Source organism: Phaeodactylibacter xiamenensis, assembly GCF_000759025.1.
Taxonomy (GTDB): domain Bacteria; phylum Bacteroidota; class Bacteroidia; order Chitinophagales; family Saprospiraceae; genus Phaeodactylibacter; species Phaeodactylibacter xiamenensis.
Window position 1 is genome coordinate 101,479 of sequence record NZ_JPOS01000079.1, and the last position, 17,860, is coordinate 119,338.

Genomic DNA, 17,860 nt, shown 5'->3' on the forward strand with positions numbered 1-17,860 from the left:
TCATAAATCACAGCGCTTTCACCCGCTCTGCCTTATCCAGGAATGCCGGGTCAAAAGTGATGCCGAGCCCTGGCGCATCCGGCACACTGATCCTGCCTTCACTGGGCTGCAGGCTCACGCTGCTCTCTATCGGGATGCCATCTTCGTTCCCTTTAAATTCCTGGTAGGGGCCAATATTGGGTACGAATGACGCAAAGTGCATCATGTAGAGGAAGCCGAGCCCGTCACCGGAGATGTGTGGCGTACAGGGCTTGCCCACAATTTCGGCCATTTTGGCAACTCTAGCGGATCGGACTAAGCCACCGAAAAAGAGCAGGTCTGGCTGTACGACCTGCAGGGCATCTTCGGTAAGGAACCACATGAAACGGCGCATGCTAGCCTCTTCTTCTCCACCCGCTACCGGTACGTTCAGGGCATCGGCTACGGCTTTGTTTTCGTCGTAGTAGTCGAAGGGGCAGGGCTCCTCAAAAAAGTCGGTCCCGTGCGCTTCCAGTATGCGCCCAATTTCAATAGCCGTGGGCACATCGAAGCTTCCGTTGGCATCGGTGTAAATGGTGGCATCACTGCCCAGGGTTTTCCGCACCAGCGGAATGAGCGCTTTGTCGCGGGCCATGCTTTCATCGGTGTAGTGCATGCGCGCACCCAGGCGGTACTTTACGGCTTTGGCACCGGAGGCTTCCACGAGCTCTAGCAGGTGCTCCATTTCTGCTTCCGGGGCATTGCCCCGCCGGCCGCTCGCATAGTAGATATCGACTTCATCCCTCACCCGGCTTCCCAGCAGCGTACTGATGGGTACGCCCCCGGCTTTCCCCAGCATGTCCAGCACCGCAATCTCCACATAGGCTATCGCTACCCAAAGTGCGAGCCCCTGCCATTTGTAGTTCAGCTTTTTGAGGTATAAGTCGTCCAGCAGTTCATCCCATTTGCGGGCATCTTTACCTTTGAGAATGGGCGCCACCATTTCGTAAATGATCGGGTAAAGGCGCTCAGCATATTTAGGCTTCATTGCAGCGATGCCTTCCACTCCGCTCTTGGAACGGGCACGCAGGAAGAAGTGCTCCCCATTGCGGTAGACACCAATATCACTGATGGGTACCGGATTGGGAATGTGCTGATGCTGAACGATGGGCTCTCGCTCAATAGCCTGGAATTGCTTAAGGAGGTCACTGCGGTCGGGCGCATTGCGCGGGGCCTGCCGGAATCCAAAGGAACCACCAAGCAGGGCGGAAGCGCCAATGGCTTTTTTTAGAAAAGATCGTCTGGGCTGCATTGCTGCGGGATTGGATTGATTCGTCAATAGGAATACTCACAAATGCAGGCGTAACCCTTTACCACTCCACTGCTTCCGTCTGCACCGGAATCCGCTTCAGGTGTGGCTTTTTGTTTAGGTAGCGCTGTATGAGGCGTGTGGTTTCCGGATTGCCCGCGTAGGGCGTAATCGCGTCCCGGAGGTTGTCCATGCTGCCATTCAGCCCTTCCTCATCGAGGTAGCCAAAGCCCTGATAATTGCCATTTTCAACCAGAATGACTGCCAATTCTCCAGGCTCCCTGCCTTCATCCAGCAGGAAAAAGTCTTCTTCGAATACTGTGGAAAGCACTTCTCTGGCTGCCAGGGCCCGCTCATTGTAGTCTTCCACTGATTCCTGTTCAGCGCAGGCACCGTGGCACTGCTTGATGTGGTAGTGAAAGCAGGGACCGCTATTGCCGGGCTGTAGTTTGCAAAGCCGGGCACAAAGCTCAAAGGCTTCCCGGACGCGGTTGAGGTGGTTGCGGGCGTGGGCAAATTTGGGATACTCCGAAATGACCTGCAGGGTTTTCCGGCGGGCAGCATTTGCCTGTGTGGCTTCATAGCAAATATAGCCGGCCTCATCTGTAAGGGTATGCACCAGATAAGGGAAGCGCCGCACCCGCTGTGCCCGGTTGATGGGCGGATGGAGGCGTTTGATCTCGTGGCTTTCCAGCAAAAGGGCCACCAGCTCGCTGCCGGTAATTTCGTAGGTGATATCGTGCACATGCCGTTGCAGCTTCCCCGCTTTCTCTGTTTTGTCGGCGAAGTGCTCGGCAATGCGCTTTTTGATGTTGATGCTCTTGCCTACGTAAACCACTTCTCCCTGAGCGTTGTGCAGGTAGTACACCCCGCATTCCTCAGGCAGGGCATGCATCTTTTCCATATCGAAGGACTTGGGCAGCAGGGATTCTTTGATGCCCAGGTTGACCATGTCCACGACTTGCTTTTGATTGTCCTCTTCTGCCAGAATGCGGCGCAGCAGCTCGGCTGTGGCGAGGGCGTCATCCAGTGCGCGGTGGCGGGCATCGGCTTTCCACCCCATCCATTTGATGAGGTTGCCCAGGCTGTAGGATGGCAGCCCCGGGAAAGCTTTGCGGCTCAGGCGGACCGTGCACAGGTTCCTCCGGGAATAGGTATAGCCGAGCCGTTTGAACTCCTCCCTCAGGAAGCTGTAGTCAAAGCGCACATTATGTGCCACGAAAATGGCGCCTTCCGTCATTTCCACTATCTTTCGGGCTACTTCGTAGAATTTGGGCGCATCTTGCACCATTTCCTGCGTAATGCCCGTTAGTTGTGTGATGCCGTAGGGGACGTAGCACTCGGGGTTGACCAAAGAACTGTAGGTGTCCAGGACTTGCTGCCCATCGTGAAGGACAATGCCCACTTCAATGATCTTGTGGCGGGAAGCCCGGCCTCCGGTAGTCTCCAGGTCGACAATCGCGTAACGCTTGGGTTGCATAGTTTAATCTCCGTCAGTAAAAAAACAATATGTTGTGAAGTTAAAAATTTTGTTTGTAATACTGGGCTTTTTGCCACTAAATTGTGCAAAAAGTGTGTCAGAAAAGGCGGTTCAGCCGGTTGATATACCATTGGCTGTGGACATCGATAGCACGCTCGTTCTCGGTGCAGCGCGTATGGACGCCTATTTGCCGGACTTGCAGAAAGCCAAAGGCGTGGGGCTGGTCGTCAACCCCACCTCGGTCATAGGCAGCACGCATCTCGTGGATACGCTCCTGGCTCAGGGCGTCAACGTCCGACAAATCTTCGCACCGGAACATGGCTTCCGGGGCACAGCTGATGCCGGAGAGACGGTGACGGATGGCAAAGACAAACAAACCGGGCTGCCCATCATTTCCCTCTACGGCGACAATAAAAAGCCGAAACCTTCCCAACTGCAAGGCCTGGATGTCGTGGTATTCGACATTCAGGATGTGGGGGTGCGCTTTTACACCTACATTTCCACCCTGCACTACGTCATGGAGGCTTGTGCGGAACAAGGCATCAAAGTCCTCGTCCTCGACCGCCCCAATCCTAACGGGCATTACGTGGACGGCCCAATCCTTGACCCGGATTTCAAGTCCTTTGTAGGCATGCACCGGGTGCCGATTGTACACGGCATGACGGTTGCGGAATATGCCAAAATGGTCAATGGCGAAGGCTGGCTTAAGGGTGGTATCAAGTGCGAACTGGAAGTGGTGCCCTGCCTGAACTATACCCATTCCACACCCTACGAATTGCCGGAAAAGCCCAGCCCGAACCTGCCCAATAACCGCTCCATTTACCTTTATCCGTCGCTTTGTTTTTTTGAAGGCACGGTGGTCAGCGTAGGCCGGGGGACGAACACCCAATTCCAGGTCTATGGTCATCCCGATGCTACCATTGGCGATTACTACTTCACGCCGGAGCCCATGCCCGGCGCCAAATATCCCAAACTGGAAGGCAAGCGCTGCCGCGGCTTTTCTCTGGCCAGCACTGCACCTGAGCACATTCGTCGGGAAGGCTACCTGAACCTTGACTACCTCGTTGATTTCTACCAAGCCTACCCGAATAAGGCGAACTTCTTTCTGGAGACCCTCTTTATCGACAAGCTGGCGGGCACAGATGCCTTGCGCAAAGCCATTGTCGCTGGTCAATCGGCGGAGGAAATCCGGGCCTCCTGGGCAGAAGGGCTAACGGCTTACCGGGAGATGCGGGAGGGGTATTTGCTTTATCCCTGACTTCGCAGCGTGTTAAGGTGCGCATTCCCTTCGCGCTTTAGTTTCAGCTCAGTGCTCTTGTCGTAGAGCTTTCTGCTCTGCGGCAGGTTTCCATGGCGAAGCTGAAGCAGAGCGCCTGGCAATTGCCGGGTTTAAGCTCTACCCCAGCAGCAAAGCCCTCCTGTTGTGTCCCGGTTTTACCGGGATCTGGCAGGTTCTACCTGGGAAAGCTGGAGCAGAGTGCCTGGGAAGGACCAGGCTTAAGCTCTACCCCAGCAGCCTAATGCTCCTGTCGTAGAGCTTTCTGCTCTGCTGCAGGTTCTACCTAGGAAAGCTGGAGTAGAGCGCCTGGGAAGGACTAGGCTTAAGCTCTACCCCAGCAGCCAGTACTCCTGTCGTAGAGCTTACCTCGCGGGTAGTTTACCGGTATCCGGCAGGTTTCATAGCAAAACCGTGTAACCGGCAAACGGATAGCTCATCCTACCTTTCAGTTTTCTTCCCCTTAAGTGTTAAAGTTTAGGAGCTTCTGTTTTTTTTTTGCATCTTACATAGTACATTGTTTAAAACTATAAAAAACATTACCATGCTTAACCTATTGAAAACCTTAACCATTCTTACTCTTTTTTCCTTTTCATTTATATCATCACATGAAGTTTTGGCTCATGATTCAAGTGATTCTTCTTGCTCTATGACCTTTACGTATGATCAGATATGTAATGTAACTACAAACGACTGTTCAGAAGTTGAATTATTAGTACAAAATCTATATAGTATTCCGTGCGGGAGCAATGTAACAGATATAGACTGGACTTTTGACCCGGGAGTTGTTGTTTGCGGAGGAGGTCCTTGGAGTGGTGTTAGCCCAACTTATACAGTTGACATAGACGTTGTTGCAACCTCGGCTAATAAGCCAGGTAGTAGCAGCGATAACGTGCCTGTAGGTGTTACTATGACTTATACCTACAACTGCTCAGGAAGTACTTGTACGAACTCTTATTATAGAACCATTTTTGTAACTGTTTGCTAGTGAATATAATTTCGCCTAGTACACGGTCTACCAGGACGTGCGGTATTAGAGCTCAATTTATTTGCACGCGTTCTTATGACAAAAATTTCGAGAATGATTCCATTAATTCTACGGGTAGGTGTTTGCCTGGTAGCGCATGCTCTAATGATTCAGCATATTTCCGCTCAAAACCTGGTACCGAATCCGTCCTTTGAGCTGGTAATTGATGATCCGGAATTCAGGCCAACAGGGGTCAATCGTTCTGTAGACTGGTTCATATTGCTGTTTACGACAGAGTTTTTTCATCGGTCTTATGCCGCTGTTGCCAGTGTGCCGGCTAATCATCGTGGATTTCAGGAACCTTATATGGGCGATGGGTATGCAGGTATGATTGTTTATCCTTTGGATGCCCGGGAGTTTCTTGCAGTGCAGTTGACAGCGCCATTGGAGCCGGGGGAGGTTTATACCCTAAGTTTTCAGGTTTGTCTTTCGGAGCGGTCAAAGTTCCGGACCGATGATTTTGGGGCTATGCTGTTGCACAACCGGCCTGAACAGGATAGCTTGAGCAGGTATTATTATTCGGTAAAAAACCTTGAAGGTCGTGTCCTTTCGGATACTTCCGGATGGATGGAAATCCGGGGGCAGTACCTGGCTGAGGGTGGCGAAGAATACCTGCTTATTGGTAATCTATACGATCAGGCACGTACCACTTTTGAGGAAACAGGGGTTGAGAATGCTTTGCCCTGGGCTTACTATTACGTAGATCAGGTCGTGTTGGAACGATGCGGAGAAACAGGCAGCTCTATCACCCAATTACCTCCAAAGGACACTGTGATTTGCGATAGTGGCAGTGCAATGCTCGAGGGGTTGCCTGATGCAGATGGCTATTACTGGGTTGGGGAAGGTATAGAACCTGTGCTGCAAACCCGGAGGCCAGGAAGGTATACGCTCAATCATTACTATGGATGTGATATCCTCCAGCAGTCTTTTACCGTTGAAACCGATGGGTGTTTCTGTGATATAACCTTTCCTTCTCCCAGCCGGCTGCCTGCCGAATTACGTGCTTTACCTTCCCGTAATGTGGAAAGTTACAAGCTTGAACTCTTCAATGCCGCCGGGCAGAAAGTCTGGTCAGGCGATCAGGAAAGCCTGAGCCAGACAAAGCTTTCTTTGGCTGCGGGGATTTATTTCTGGCGCGCAAGGCTTGACTGCTTCAGGGAGTTGGATCAACAGCCGTTTCAGCGTACCACGAGCGGGCGCATATTATTTGTGGATTAGGGCTAGGGTGAGGAGGTTTGCAGGGCTATAAAGCTATTGTGCTGATCTAAATTTTTGACGGAGCATCTATCCGGTCTTGGTTTTCCCTTTGCGAGGAGGTTGTGAGGTTTAGCTTCCTTTCGCCTTCCAGCTAAAACGGGCGAGCTCCCAACATTGTTTTTCTCCACCCAAATCCGTATCTTACCGATTATTCACTAACCGCAAAAAACGGACCTCATGTTTACACACACACACACACACACATTCCATCCGCCGAAGCCAACAGGCGAAAGAGGACACACACAAATTCTGCGCACGACATTCTATATTAAGCTTATTTTTTCCATGCTCATGATATCAGGCTTGCATACCGCAACCGGGCAAAGCTACGTCACTTATGGTTTGTACGGGGAGTACGAAGAAGACCCCAAGAGCTATTTCCTGCGCGTTCAGTTCAATTTTATAGATGAGCAGGCAACGAGCGAGGCCAATACCTGGTGGGGTACAGAGGGGTATGACTTGGCAGTCAAGGCTCAAGAAGGGCTGGACAACCTCAATCAGGCGTTCAACCCGCATGGAATATTTTTCCTGGCAGACGGGCCAACGCCGGATTGTGCTACGCCAGCTACCTATCGTTCTTATTTTGATTTGCAAAATCAAAATCCGCAAGGGTTAAGTGTTTTGGAGCTGATTAGGGGGAGCCTCCAAACGGAAGATGAGGTTGAACGGGCCCTGAATATTTACATTAACAGTGGCCAGGGGGAACCTTTGGGCTTTGCGCCTCAACTGCCTGGCAACCATGTAACTGTCAAGGGCTTGGAAGCTGGCGAACTAGCCACTAGCGGCACTATAACGGTGCACGAGGTAGGGCATGCGCTGGGGCTGTTGCATACCTTTGCCGGTGATGTACTTGGGGAGTGCAATGAAGGGGATATTCCTGAACCTGTGGGCTTCTGCTCTTCAGAAGAAGACCTTTGCTATTGCTGTGGCGATTACGTTTGTGATACAGACTACGATCTGAATGAGGATTTTGAGCTTGACCCTACAGATTGCTCTGGCGGTGAATCTATACCAGCGAGTGTGCGGCGCAATTACATGAACTATATATCCCCGGATAGATGCAGGAATGCTTTTACGGAACAGCAGGCCTTGAGAATGAAAAAATATTTGCGGGAGCTGAATGCTTACTATTCGGATGACGTATTGGATAAAATCCAGCTTCAGGAAGCAGCCTACCCCGGCACCGTCCCTTCCGGTGTAACAGGGAATTTTACAGTAGAAGCAGGAGCAGGCGTGCTTGAAATACTGTCGCCCCTGCAGATGCTGCCGGGCGCAACCATTACGGTAGAAACTGGCGCAGCGCTCCACATCAAAAACACCTTGACAAGCGCCTGTGATGAAATGTGGCAGGGTATAAAGGTAGAGTCGGGAGGTGCCGTAAAAGTTTTTGGGCAGGGCAATATTGAGCATGCTGTATGCGGGATAGATGCGGTAGGCAATAGCTCGGAGGTGACCATCTTTGGAGGTATGCTTATGAACAACAAGATAGGCTTACGCGTAGATGCTGATGATGCTATTGGGACTAGCAATCAGGTCTTTTTCGGTAATTTTGAGCTCAACGACCAGTATAAAGGTGCCTCAGACGAACGGCCCTACTTTATTGTCCTGCGCGGTAACCGGGGCACCCGGATCAGGTACACCACTTTTGCAGACGAGCGGACAGCTGATTGTTCTGCCCCAAACGGGGCCTGCCCAAAACGTGCCATTGGTATTGATGCCCGGGAAGCTGGGTTTTTCTGCCGAGCGAACACTACTTTTTCTAAACTATATCAAGGCATCCGGGCATCCAACCTGGGCATACAGCAGGGCAGCTTTGCAGTCAGTAATTGCACGTTTTCCAAAAATACAAAGGGCATAGTTTCTAGGTTTTGCAGTAGCTTCGAAATTCAGGACAATCTATTTGAGATGAATGCGGACGAGCACCCCACCTATTTTAATGCTGAACTGTCCATTGATAAATCCTGTATCGAAATTTTTGGGTCAGCGCAGGGCTTTACCGTTTCGGGCAATACCTTTGTCCGCCTGGGGGCCTTGAGCGAGGACTGCAGCTACTATGGTACCATCTGTACTGTTACGGGACATGGGCTGGACAATGAAATCATCAATAATGACTACGTTTCGATGGAGGTTGGAAACGCCGCCCGGTTTAATAATGGCAACGAAGAAAACGGGCTGGTTTACCTCTGCAACGACTTCCTGGCAGAGCCTCCCGGCGTTGCCCCGGGCCCTGAGAATTGTGTGGACATACTGATTGAGCCCGGAGGGACGATTAGAAAGGAGCAGCATGGGATGAATCAGGATAATGAGGTTACGCCCGCTGGCAATATTTTCGCCTCCTCCATCAGTAATCAAAGCGGGGAGGGACAGAATGATCTGTATGAAATCATTTACTATTTCAAACCCGGAGCGCCATCTCAGAATCCAGGCTCTTCAACAGGGGTTCTAATTGAGCCGCTAGACGAGGAATTATACTGCGGCGAAGCCCCCTGCTCCCCGCCCTGCCCGGAAGATCCTATTCTTATCAAAGCTCGTTTTGAAGACTTTGGGTTCCGGCGGGATAGCCTTCTGGAAGTAGCTTCCGGGCTGTCAGGAGCTCAAAAAGAGGAAGCGGAGCGGCAAAGCCGGTTATTTGAGCAGGAGCGCCGGCGGGCTGCCAGGCAAATCCTTCGATATTATGCCTTGGATACGGTAGCGGTAGAAGCAGACTCTATCCGGCAGTGGCTGGAAAACACCCAGACCTTTGGCAGCCTGTACCTGCTGGCCCGGGAGGAATTCTTTTTTGGGATATGGCTTTTTTTAAGGCCCTCTGGAAGCGCCTCCCTGAGCTGGTTAAGCTGACGGCATACCAAATGGAAACCTACGAGGTCCTTTCTAAACTGTTTAAGATATTGCAGCCATTTGTATCTGAAAAGGGACAGCTAGCCCCAATGGCCAAACCGTTAGTTGAGGAACTATTTAGTTTTACGGTGTACTGCAACGAGGCTGGGTATTTGGCTGCGGAAATTCTGCGGCGCAACGGGATAGAAGCAGGGGTACAATGCAACAGCCCGAGCCCGGCAATGGCTCAACAAAACAGCGGAGGGCCCCAGGCAAAGGAGCTGCACCTCAGGCAGGACCGTAGGAGTGCTGCGTTTTTCCCTAACCCCACGCAAGGCACCCTTCAGGTCGTCCTTCCGGAAGGGACTGATCAAGCCTCCCTGATACTTTACAACTTACAGGGGCAGCCTGCCTTCCAGTCCGTGCTCACTGGCTCGCGCACCACTCTGCAATTGCCGGTGCCAGCGGGCATCTACTGGGCACGCCTGCAAATAGCCGGGCAGCAGCCGGTGCATCACAAAATCATTGTTTCACGCTAAACAAGCCTGCCATGAAGTTAGTGACCAAAGCACTTTTATTGCTGCTGCTGGGGCCTGTAGGCCTTAGTGCACAGTCTTTTAATATTGCTGAAGATTTGGGGTATCAAAGTAATTTCTTTGAAAGGGTGATGGTTCATAATGATACAGTCATTGCCATAGGTACCGCTCGCACTGACTCCTTAGAAAGCGGCGTTTTAATTGCTTCATACGATTCCACAGGGCAGCGGTTAGCCAGCCAGCTATTAACAGACTTTGGAGGCGAAGGTCTATATATGCTTGATAATGCTGGTGGATTTGCACCCGCAAATGGAGGGGGGTATGTTATAATTGCTTACACGATCCGTTTTAATGCCATTTTTATTAAACTGGATGAGCAGCTCAACGAAGAGTTCCGTCATGAGTATACTGACATTGAAGATGTTAGCAATTATCACTACCGCAGCCCTATACCTTTAGAAGAGGGGTATTTGTTGTACGGCGATATAGACCGGGACAATGGGGTGCCCGACCCCTTTGTGCGCATTGTGGACGAGCATGGGCAAACCGTGCGGCTTAATTTCTACGGGAATTATGAGGATAAGGACATCTACCAGGATGCACAGCTTTTAGGGGATTCTATTTTAGTAGCTGGGGGTCAGCGGCAGGTTAGCCTGGGCTATAGCAAAAACTTTTTCCACCGTATCCGGATATCCGATGGTGCGCTTTTAGATAGCTGGGAGTCTTCAGTAAACGCGGACATGGGATGGCTGCGGCAATTGGTTGCCCTGGAAGATGGGGATATCATCACCTTTGGGCAGCAGCCGCTGGAAATTATCGACTGGAATACTTACATCGTACAGCCTATGCTGACCCGCCTCAATAGCAACCATGAGATCGTCTGGCAGCGGCCTATTTACCGTTCTGGCTATCATTCTAGAAATAATGGCCTGCACGAAATCAAGCACGTGTCTGATGGCTACTTCGTAGGATCTGGCCACGTAAGTACAAATGTAGATGGCAACTCCACCCGTGCAGGCTGGCTATTTAAGTTCACGGCTTTCGGGGATTCGCTTTGGTCGCGCTATTACCTTCCTCCATTTGACACCCTTAATAATCCTATCCTCGGGGGGAGCTTTTTCTCCTTTGGAGAGCTGTCCAGCGGTAATTTAGTCAGTGGCGGAGAAGCTAATGGCGATGGCCCTCGCCGCTGCTGGATCATCAAAACGGATGCCAATGGGTGTCAGGGGGAGACGCCCTGTGAGGTGCTTACGGGTGTGGCAGAGGCTGAGCCGATGGAGGAGCCGGGTATGCGGGTGTTCCCTAACCCCGCCTCCCGCCACCTTACGGTCGCCTGGCCGGGCGCAGCGCCCACGGGCACGGGCCACTTCACGCTCTACAATATACAGGGGCAGGCGGTATGGGCAGTGACAAAGCCATCTGCACCAGAAGTACCGCTACAGTTGCCGGAGTTGCCCCCGGGTGTGTATGCCCTGCACGTGGAAGTGGAGGGGCAGGTTTGGGTGGAACGGGTGGTTATTAAGTAGCCAACTTCGCATCTCTACTTGCTATGTCGGCCGTAGAAGGTTAAAGTGTTTAAAGTTAAAGTTTGCAGCTCATTGCTCCTGTCGTATCCCGGTTTCTTCTGGGATCCGGCAGGTTCTACTTGGAAAAACCGGGGCAGAGCTCCTGAAAAGCCATTTTTACTCCAGAATGCTCATTTAGTCGCACATAGTGTAATTTTAACACTAAATCACCCCTCCCCCTGAGATAAGTCACTGCGGAAGTGTGCTGCCTTTTGTTCCTTGCGGGCAAAAGCATGACGATATGAAACGGTTCCTGCAAATTCTGGTGGTGTTGATGATGGGATGGAGCGTGCTGCAAGGACAGGGCGTACTGCGGTACAACCTGGATACCACCGGGCAGACTTACCTCAAAGCCAGTCTTCGCGCCCAGCTCTGGGGGCGGTATACGCAGATGAACCCCGGTACCGTTATCTACGGCGAGCCCACCAGTGAGTACTTCGATGTATCCATCCGCCGCCTGCGGATGAACTTCTGCGGGCAGCTGACCCCCGAGCTTTTCGTTTACGCTGGTTTTGGCAATAACAACCTCAACTACCGCAACAATGCAGACTTCCAAATCGGGGTGTTGGACCTTTACGCAGAGTATGCCTTTCACCGGGCCCTGGCCGTTGGTTTTGGGAAATCCGGCTACCACGGGCTGAGCCGCCTGAATTTGCGCAGCAGCCGCTCCATGCTGGGGCTGGATGCGCCCCTGTTTTCCCTTTACTCTGTCAACCAGACCGATCACCTGGGGCGCAACCTGGGCATTTGGGTGAAGGGGCAGGCTGGCAACTGGGATTACCGCGCCGTCATGAACAATCCGATAAAGTACGATAGTGGCGACCCCGGTGCCTACGCTGACTGGGCCAATACCCGCCCACGCCTGCGCTGGTCCTTCTACCTCAAGCATCAGTTTGCTGACCATGAGGGAAACGGGCCCTTTGGAGCCGGTACTTACCTAGGCAAAAAGAAAATCTTCAACCTGGGCGCAGGCTTTGCCTGGCAGCCCCGCGCGATGTGGACGGGCAGCGCGTTGAGCCCCGATTACCATGATATGTTCCACTTTGCCGCAGACCTGTACGTGGAGTGGCCCGTGTTTAAGGGCACTGCCGATGCCTTTACGGCTTACCTCGGCTTTTTCAATTACGACTTTGGGCCCGGCTACCTGCGCAACCTAGGCGCCAACAATCCTGCCACCGGCTTATTACTGAGCGAAGCCAGCTTCAATGGCACCGGCGCTGCCTTCCCAATGATTGGTACCGGGCAGGTGCTGTTTTGGCAAACCGGCTATTTATTGCCAAAAGGGGGCACGCCAACTCAAGCCCGCCTGCAGCCCAATGCCTCTGTGGAATACGCCCGTTACGACCGGCTTTCCGACCCTATGCTGGCCTATGAGCTGGCGGTCAACCTGTTGTTCAACGGGCACAACAGTAAGCTGACGCTGGGCGCACAGAACCGCCCCATTTTCCAGGCCCAGGAAAACGGCGTCTTCGAAACCGACCGGCTCTGGATGGCGGTCCTGCAGTATCAGGTGGAGATCAATTAGAAGTTGACTTCCAAGATGAAATGCCTTGCCAGAGCCAATTCACGGATTGTGCCGATTTTCTTAAGAAAGAATTGCGTACTTTCATTGCATCAATAATGCGCACCCCGATGAAGAAGGTTTTTACATTACTGCTATTTGGCCTCCTGCTCTCTTCCTGCTCCATTGAACAGGTGCTGCTTAAAGGCACCAAGCCGGTCAGCCACCCGGTCACTCAAACACCAGCTTACAAGGCGCTCAACCCTTATCAGCAAGACTACCTTTTCGCAGCCCGCCTGATACGTGAAAGTTATCCCGATTGGGAATCTATCCTTTCGCCGGCAGCGTTTGATGCCCTGGAGCAAGCCGGAATCGAAGCGTTAGCCCTGCCATGCAGCCCACAGGAATTCCGGTGGGAATTGCAGCGATTACTGGCCACCTTCCGTAATGACCATACCCGGCAGCTAAAGTCCTGGTACCCGAAAGAACCTCTGTTTTATCCTTATCAGCTGAATTATGCCCCCCGAAACGAAGGCTATGGCTGGTATATTGAGCGCATCGATTCCATTTATGGGGCATCCTGGATTGGTTGTTGGGTGGATCAAATTGGCAACCGTAGCTTGGACAGCCTGTCCGCAGCGTTTGGGGAAATGACGGCCCGGGAACATGAATATGGCATTCGCGACGACCTCTACCGGCGCTGGCTGTTTTCCCGGCCCCGCCTCCTGGCCCGTATGGATGTCGATACGGCACAGGGCCTATCCCTTGAGTGTTCCTGCCCGGATGGGCCCAGGCAGCTTAGGGTTGCCCCCGGTCCCAGTAAGTCTTTCAACCTGCAAAGCCAAAAGCCCCGCCGTAGCCATTCCAAACCTCGCCAGGATGGGTTCTGGTATCAGGCCATCGAAGATAAAGGATACGGGTACTTTCAATTCAATGGTATGTTTGACCGGGAAGTAGTGGTGGATGGCCTGAAGACCTACGTCCGGGCACCTATCCGCCCGCTCGCCCGACTATTTCTCAGGCGGGAGTACCGGCGGGCAGCAAAGGGGAAATCCACTCGCTGGATCAGGCCCAATGCTGAGGACTTTGATGCCTTTTTACAGGAGGTATTTACCGATTTAAACGCTAAAAACCTTCGGACCCTTGTTATCGACCTGCGCAGTAACGGTGGAGGTGATCTGGAAATGGCCCGTCCTTTACTCTACGCTTTGGCCCCGCAGGCAGCTGTGCGCCCCATACAGGACTACATTTACCTTTCTCCCTTATCAAGGTCCCAATTCCAGGAAGAGTGGAAAGCGTTGGACCGTGCTTGCCAAAAACTCAATCAATCATTGCCCGCCGATGGCACACTCGTGAATGTAGACAGTCTGGAAATCGCTGCCGGATTAGAACAAGCTGATTTCTTTGCTCCTGTCATGGACCCCAGGTCTCCGGTATACTTTCGGCCGCCCGTACCCGAGTATGACGGGCAGGTTATTTTTCTGGTTGGGCCTCAAACTGGTAGCGCCGCTGCCGGTTTGGCTACGCTGGTAAAAGATAATGGCATTGGGCAGTTGGTTGGGACGGTGGTTAGTGAACGGCCGGAAGGGGCAACCGCTGTATCCAGAGTGAACCTGCCTAACAGCAAGGAAGAAATATCAATTTCGGTCTGGCACAAAAAACGGCCGGCGCCGGAAGCTCCAAAAGACCTGCTTCTTCCGGATCACTGGGTAGAACCGGACAAGGACAGTTATCTGAATACCGCTGACCCGGTGCTGGATTGGGTGGAAATGCATTTGATCGGTCGTTGAGTAGCGCTAAAATTGATATTGTAAAATATGGTATGAAAAATATACATTTGTCTAATAACTTATAAAGAAAAGCATATATCTATGGAAGTGTTAAAATTGAAAATTGATAAGTACAAAGTGTTTAAAGGTTTTGAAGCAGACTTTTCTAATGAAGACGGAACTACCAAGAAAATAATCGTGTTAGCGGGTGTCAATGGCAGTGGTAAAACATCTCTATTAGAGTTTATCCATAAAATGGTTGTTGACCCTAAGATAGATAGGAAAGGATACGTAGATATCTTAACGGAATTTGGATCAGAAAAAGATAACAGGAAGTTAATAGAGTCAGTGGCTTCACTCCGTCTGAATTACCGTCTATTTAAAAATATAACGGCTTTTGAAAAAAAACAAAAAAATGTAGATTCAGATGATAATCTAGTATACCTAACGGCTAATGGAACTACAGAAATTATTTTTAAAGATAAAGAAGAAATTTTTGTCGAGGCAATATCCAAATTGAAAAGTTCAGTTGTATTTTTAAACACAGAGCAATTTGATTTCAAGAATGTTAATAATCTTATTTTCTCTTTTGTGAAAAAGTTAATTTTTAATAAAAATGTTAGCCCAAAAGATGCATATAATGAAGTTCAAAATATTTTAGATAGTCTATTTGAGGATTTTGACCTTAGGGTTAGATTTGGCAGCATTGATGCTTCGTGGGAGGCAGGGAAAGAAAGTTTTCTCGTATATTTCAAAAACAGACATTCGGACAAAATACCAATATCTGACCTTTCAACGGGAGAGAAAGAATTAATTACAAGAGCTTTTTTTTTAGAGGTTGTGACACCTTACAATTCTGTGGTCTTGGTTGATGAGCCCGAGCGATCGCTCCATCCAAAGTGGCAACAACAGATATTTGATGTTTACGCAAGAGTTTCTGAAAAGTACGATGCCCAGTTTATTATCGCTACGCATTCTCCTCATATAATTTCCTCCGTTGATCCTAATAGTTTATTTATTTTGAACTTGGAAGAAAGTGTAGATGAGCCAAATAATTTGAGCATCAGTATAGAAAATATGGAAACACTTAATAAACATACAAAAGGAGTTGAACCCAACAGAATTCTAAAAGAGATTATGGGGGTGTCAAGGTTGAGGTATGGGGAAATAGATAAAAAAGTTAACGACCTAGTTTCACTTCTAAATATTCATGATTATGATAGTGATGATGTAGCGAAGAGAAGGGATGAATTAATCCGTATTTTAGGAGATAAAGACCCTACAATGATCAGAGTTAATCACCAAATTAAGGTTCTGGAAAGAAAACTAAATTAGTAATGAGGTTTGTTTCAAACGAAAATAAATGTGATGAGTGGAGTGAATTCTTAAAATCAGAGGCAAAAAGCTTGAAAGTAAAAAGACCTTGGGATAAGCTCACAAAAATTTCTCGAAAAGATAAGGTGACAGGTGAACGGATTAAAGTTGGGTCAAATGCAAAAAGAGCATTGCATGAGCATCTTTGGCGGGAGCAAAAGGGTTTATGCATTTACTGTATGCAGGAGATTCATAAAACCAGGCTCAACTCAGATAGTCACCTTGAACACTTGATGAATAAGTCTCAATTCAAAGAGCTGATATTTGAGTACGATAATCTTTCAGTATCTTGCAATGGATACGATTGTTCAACCGACCAGGATTCAAAGGGTAAGAATCAGTTTTGCGGTCATTACAAGGATAAAAAAAATAAAAAGCCAGAATTTATCGCTGAAAAATATATAAATCCTTGTGAGGATGAAAATATCGAAAGCTACTTTGAGTATGATGTTGAAGGACGTATTAAACCGGCAAGAAATATAGAGCCTGATATAAAAGGAAAGGCATCTTATATGATTGATTTGATCAATTTGAATGATGATGGGCTTGTTTCGGCAAGAAAAGCTGCTTATGAGAGCCTGATAGAGTCGGAGATTCAAGAAGGAGAAAAATTTGTTTTAGATTTACTTGATGAAAAGAACAAATTTTTTCTAGGATATCATTCTATGCTTAAGAGCCTTTTTGGCTTTTAACAGTATATTTTCAACTAACATTATCTTGCGACTAAGAAATTTGATTATCATAGGGGAAATTATCCCTTAGGTAATGAAAATCATCCACACCTCCGACTGGCACCTTGGCCAGAAACTCTTGTACAACGACCGGGAAGAAGAGCACCGCCTGGCTCTGGACTGGCTATTGCAGGCTATTGAACAAGAGCAGGCCGATGGGCTTATTGTTGCCGGTGATATTTTTGATATTGGCAATCCGCCCAATTACGCCCGCAGCCTATACTATCAGTTTTTGCGCAAACTGCTGAATACCAACTGTCGGCACGTAGTGATCACCGGGGGCAACCACGATTCTCCGGCCATGCTCAATGCGCCCCGGGAGCTGTTGCAGGCACTGAATGTGCATGTGGTGGGCGCGGCAGGCGAATATGCAGCAGAGGAAATCGTGGTCTGGAAGGACGAAGCCGGCAGGGTAGAGGCGATCATCGCAGCGGTCCCTTTTCTGCGCGACCGCGATCTGCGCTACAGTGTGGCCGGGGAAACGGGCTACGACCGGGTGGAGCAAATCCGCGCCGGTATCAAAAAACACTACGATGACCGGGCGGCTTATATTTCGGAACACTTCGATACCTCGGGCGTGCCGGTGATCGCGACCGGGCACCTCTACGCCACCGGGGCAGGTGCTTCCGGCAGGCAGGACAACATCTACATCGGCAATACAGAAAACATCGAGGCGCGGCAGTTTCCGGAGCTGTTTGACTACGTCGCCCTGGGGCACATCCACCGGGCACAAGTGGTGGGTGGATTGGACCACGTGCGGTACTCGGGCTCGCTTATCCCGCTGAGCTTTAGTGAAACGAAGGACGAGAAAACCATTTATGTATTGGAATGGTCTGGCAAAATGCTGGATACGATACGCAGCCTGCCGGTGCCGGTATTCCGGCGGTTGAAGGGCATTAGCGGGAATCTGGAAGAAGTGCTGGAAAGCCTGTCCCGCTTCGTCCAAAAAGACCGGGAAGGGCTGGAGCCCTGGATTGAGGTCAGTGTGGAACTGGACCGCATGGTGCCGGAGCTGAGCACCCTTTTGCAGGACGCCCTGGAAGCCAACGGCGGCGGCGCATCCATCCTGAAGATACAGGCCCGTTACCCGCAACGGCAGGAGCTGGCTCAGCAGAACGCCCCCGACCTCGATTCCCTGGAAGCCGAAGAAGTCTTCAAAATGAAATGCGAACAATACGGCAGCCCGCCCGACCAAATGGACGAACTGCTCGCTACTTTCCGGGAGTTGCAGTCCTGGATGACCGAACAAAAAGTATAGCC

12 protein-coding genes are annotated in these 17,860 nt (G+C 50.4%); 10 read left to right on the forward strand and 2 right to left on the reverse strand.

Going from position 1 to position 17,860, the window contains the following annotated elements:
• Positions 1 to 7 precede the first annotated feature (7 nt).
• Both IX84_RS20490 and IX84_RS20495 read right to left on the reverse strand, forming a co-directional pair.
• The gene (locus tag IX84_RS20490; RefSeq protein WP_044225130.1) at positions 8 to 1,270 is read right to left on the reverse strand and encodes a mandelate racemase/muconate lactonizing enzyme family protein; all 1,263 of its coding nucleotides are present in this window, start codon (positions 1,268 to 1,270) and stop codon (positions 8 to 10) included.
• 58 nt (positions 1,271 to 1,328) lie between these two features.
• Positions 1,329 to 2,747 (reverse strand): exonuclease domain-containing protein, encoded by a 1,419-nt coding sequence (locus IX84_RS20495; protein WP_044225133.1) that lies wholly within the window; start codon positions 2,745 to 2,747, stop codon positions 1,329 to 1,331.
• A 34-nt stretch (positions 2,748 to 2,781) separates the two neighbouring features.
• Here IX84_RS20495 and IX84_RS20500 point away from each other — a divergent pair, with 34 nt between their 5' ends.
• From IX84_RS20500 to IX84_RS20545, 10 genes are all read left to right on the forward strand, one after another.
• On the forward strand, positions 2,782 to 4,005 hold the full coding sequence (locus IX84_RS20500; RefSeq protein ID WP_238578311.1) for an exo-beta-N-acetylmuramidase NamZ family protein: 1,224 nt from the start codon (positions 2,782 to 2,784) through the stop codon (positions 4,003 to 4,005).
• A gap of 1,099 nt (positions 4,006 to 5,104) precedes the next feature.
• On the forward strand, positions 5,105 to 6,268 hold the full coding sequence (locus IX84_RS20505) for a hypothetical protein (protein WP_044225138.1): 1,164 nt from the start codon (positions 5,105 to 5,107) through the stop codon (positions 6,266 to 6,268).
• A gap of 324 nt (positions 6,269 to 6,592) precedes the next feature.
• Complete coding sequence (locus tag IX84_RS20510; RefSeq protein WP_160213854.1) at positions 6,593 to 9,145, forward strand: M43 family zinc metalloprotease; 2,553 nt, start codon at positions 6,593 to 6,595, stop codon at positions 9,143 to 9,145.
• The gene (locus tag IX84_RS20515; protein WP_044225146.1) at positions 9,094 to 9,663 is read left to right on the forward strand and encodes a T9SS type A sorting domain-containing protein; all 570 of its coding nucleotides are present in this window, start codon (positions 9,094 to 9,096) and stop codon (positions 9,661 to 9,663) included. The genes IX84_RS20510 and IX84_RS20515 overlap by 52 nt, the downstream gene beginning before the upstream one ends.
• An 11-nt stretch (positions 9,664 to 9,674) precedes the next feature.
• Entirely contained in the window at positions 9,675 to 11,186 is a 1,512-nt protein-coding gene (locus IX84_RS20520) for a T9SS type A sorting domain-containing protein (protein WP_044225148.1), read from the forward strand.
• 280 nt (positions 11,187 to 11,466) lie between these two features.
• A complete protein-coding gene (locus tag IX84_RS20525) occupies positions 11,467 to 12,750 on the forward strand; it encodes a hypothetical protein (RefSeq protein ID WP_044225151.1) in 1,284 nt (427 codons plus the stop codon).
• A gap of 107 nt (positions 12,751 to 12,857) precedes the next feature.
• Positions 12,858 to 14,516 (forward strand): S41 family peptidase, encoded by a 1,659-nt coding sequence (locus tag IX84_RS20530; RefSeq protein WP_044225154.1) that lies wholly within the window; start codon positions 12,858 to 12,860, stop codon positions 14,514 to 14,516.
• 81 nt (positions 14,517 to 14,597) lie between these two features.
• A complete protein-coding gene (locus tag IX84_RS20535) occupies positions 14,598 to 15,830 on the forward strand; it encodes an AAA family ATPase (RefSeq protein ID WP_044225156.1) in 1,233 nt (410 codons plus the stop codon).
• A gap of 2 nt (positions 15,831 to 15,832) precedes the next feature.
• Positions 15,833 to 16,561 carry a retron system putative HNH endonuclease gene (locus tag IX84_RS20540; protein WP_044225159.1) on the forward strand — a complete coding sequence of 243 codons (729 nt, stop codon included), beginning with the start codon at positions 15,833 to 15,835 and terminating at the stop codon, positions 16,559 to 16,561.
• Positions 16,562 to 16,634: 73 nt separating this feature from the next.
• Positions 16,635 to 17,858, forward strand: coding sequence for an exonuclease SbcCD subunit D C-terminal domain-containing protein (locus tag IX84_RS20545; protein WP_044225163.1), 1,224 nt, complete (start codon positions 16,635 to 16,637; stop codon positions 17,856 to 17,858).
• The last annotated feature ends 2 nt before the right edge of the window (positions 17,859 to 17,860 follow it).

What these genes read in the sequence shown, in the direction of transcription:
- IX84_RS20490 (WP_044225130.1), bottom strand. Translation starts at nt 1,270, where the DNA reads ATGCAGCCCAGACGATCTTTTCTAAAAAAAGCCATTGGCGCTTCCGCC.
- IX84_RS20495 (WP_044225133.1), bottom strand. Translation starts at nt 2,747, where the DNA reads ATGCAACCCAAGCGTTACGCGATTGTCGACCTGGAGACTACCGGAGGC.
- IX84_RS20505 (WP_044225138.1), top strand. Translation starts at nt 5,105, where the DNA reads ATGATTCCATTAATTCTACGGGTAGGTGTTTGCCTGGTAGCGCATGCT.
- IX84_RS20510 (WP_160213854.1), top strand. Translation starts at nt 6,593, where the DNA reads ATGCTCATGATATCAGGCTTGCATACCGCAACCGGGCAAAGCTACGTC.
- IX84_RS20515 (WP_044225146.1), top strand. Translation starts at nt 9,094, where the DNA reads ATGGCTTTTTTTAAGGCCCTCTGGAAGCGCCTCCCTGAGCTGGTTAAG.
- IX84_RS20520 (WP_044225148.1), top strand. Translation starts at nt 9,675, where the DNA reads ATGAAGTTAGTGACCAAAGCACTTTTATTGCTGCTGCTGGGGCCTGTA.
- IX84_RS20525 (WP_044225151.1), top strand. Translation starts at nt 11,467, where the DNA reads ATGAAACGGTTCCTGCAAATTCTGGTGGTGTTGATGATGGGATGGAGC.
- IX84_RS20530 (WP_044225154.1), top strand. Translation starts at nt 12,858, where the DNA reads ATGAAGAAGGTTTTTACATTACTGCTATTTGGCCTCCTGCTCTCTTCC.
- IX84_RS20535 (WP_044225156.1), top strand. Translation starts at nt 14,598, where the DNA reads ATGGAAGTGTTAAAATTGAAAATTGATAAGTACAAAGTGTTTAAAGGT.
- IX84_RS20540 (WP_044225159.1), top strand. Translation starts at nt 15,833, where the DNA reads ATGAGGTTTGTTTCAAACGAAAATAAATGTGATGAGTGGAGTGAATTC.
- IX84_RS20545 (WP_044225163.1), top strand. Translation starts at nt 16,635, where the DNA reads ATGAAAATCATCCACACCTCCGACTGGCACCTTGGCCAGAAACTCTTG.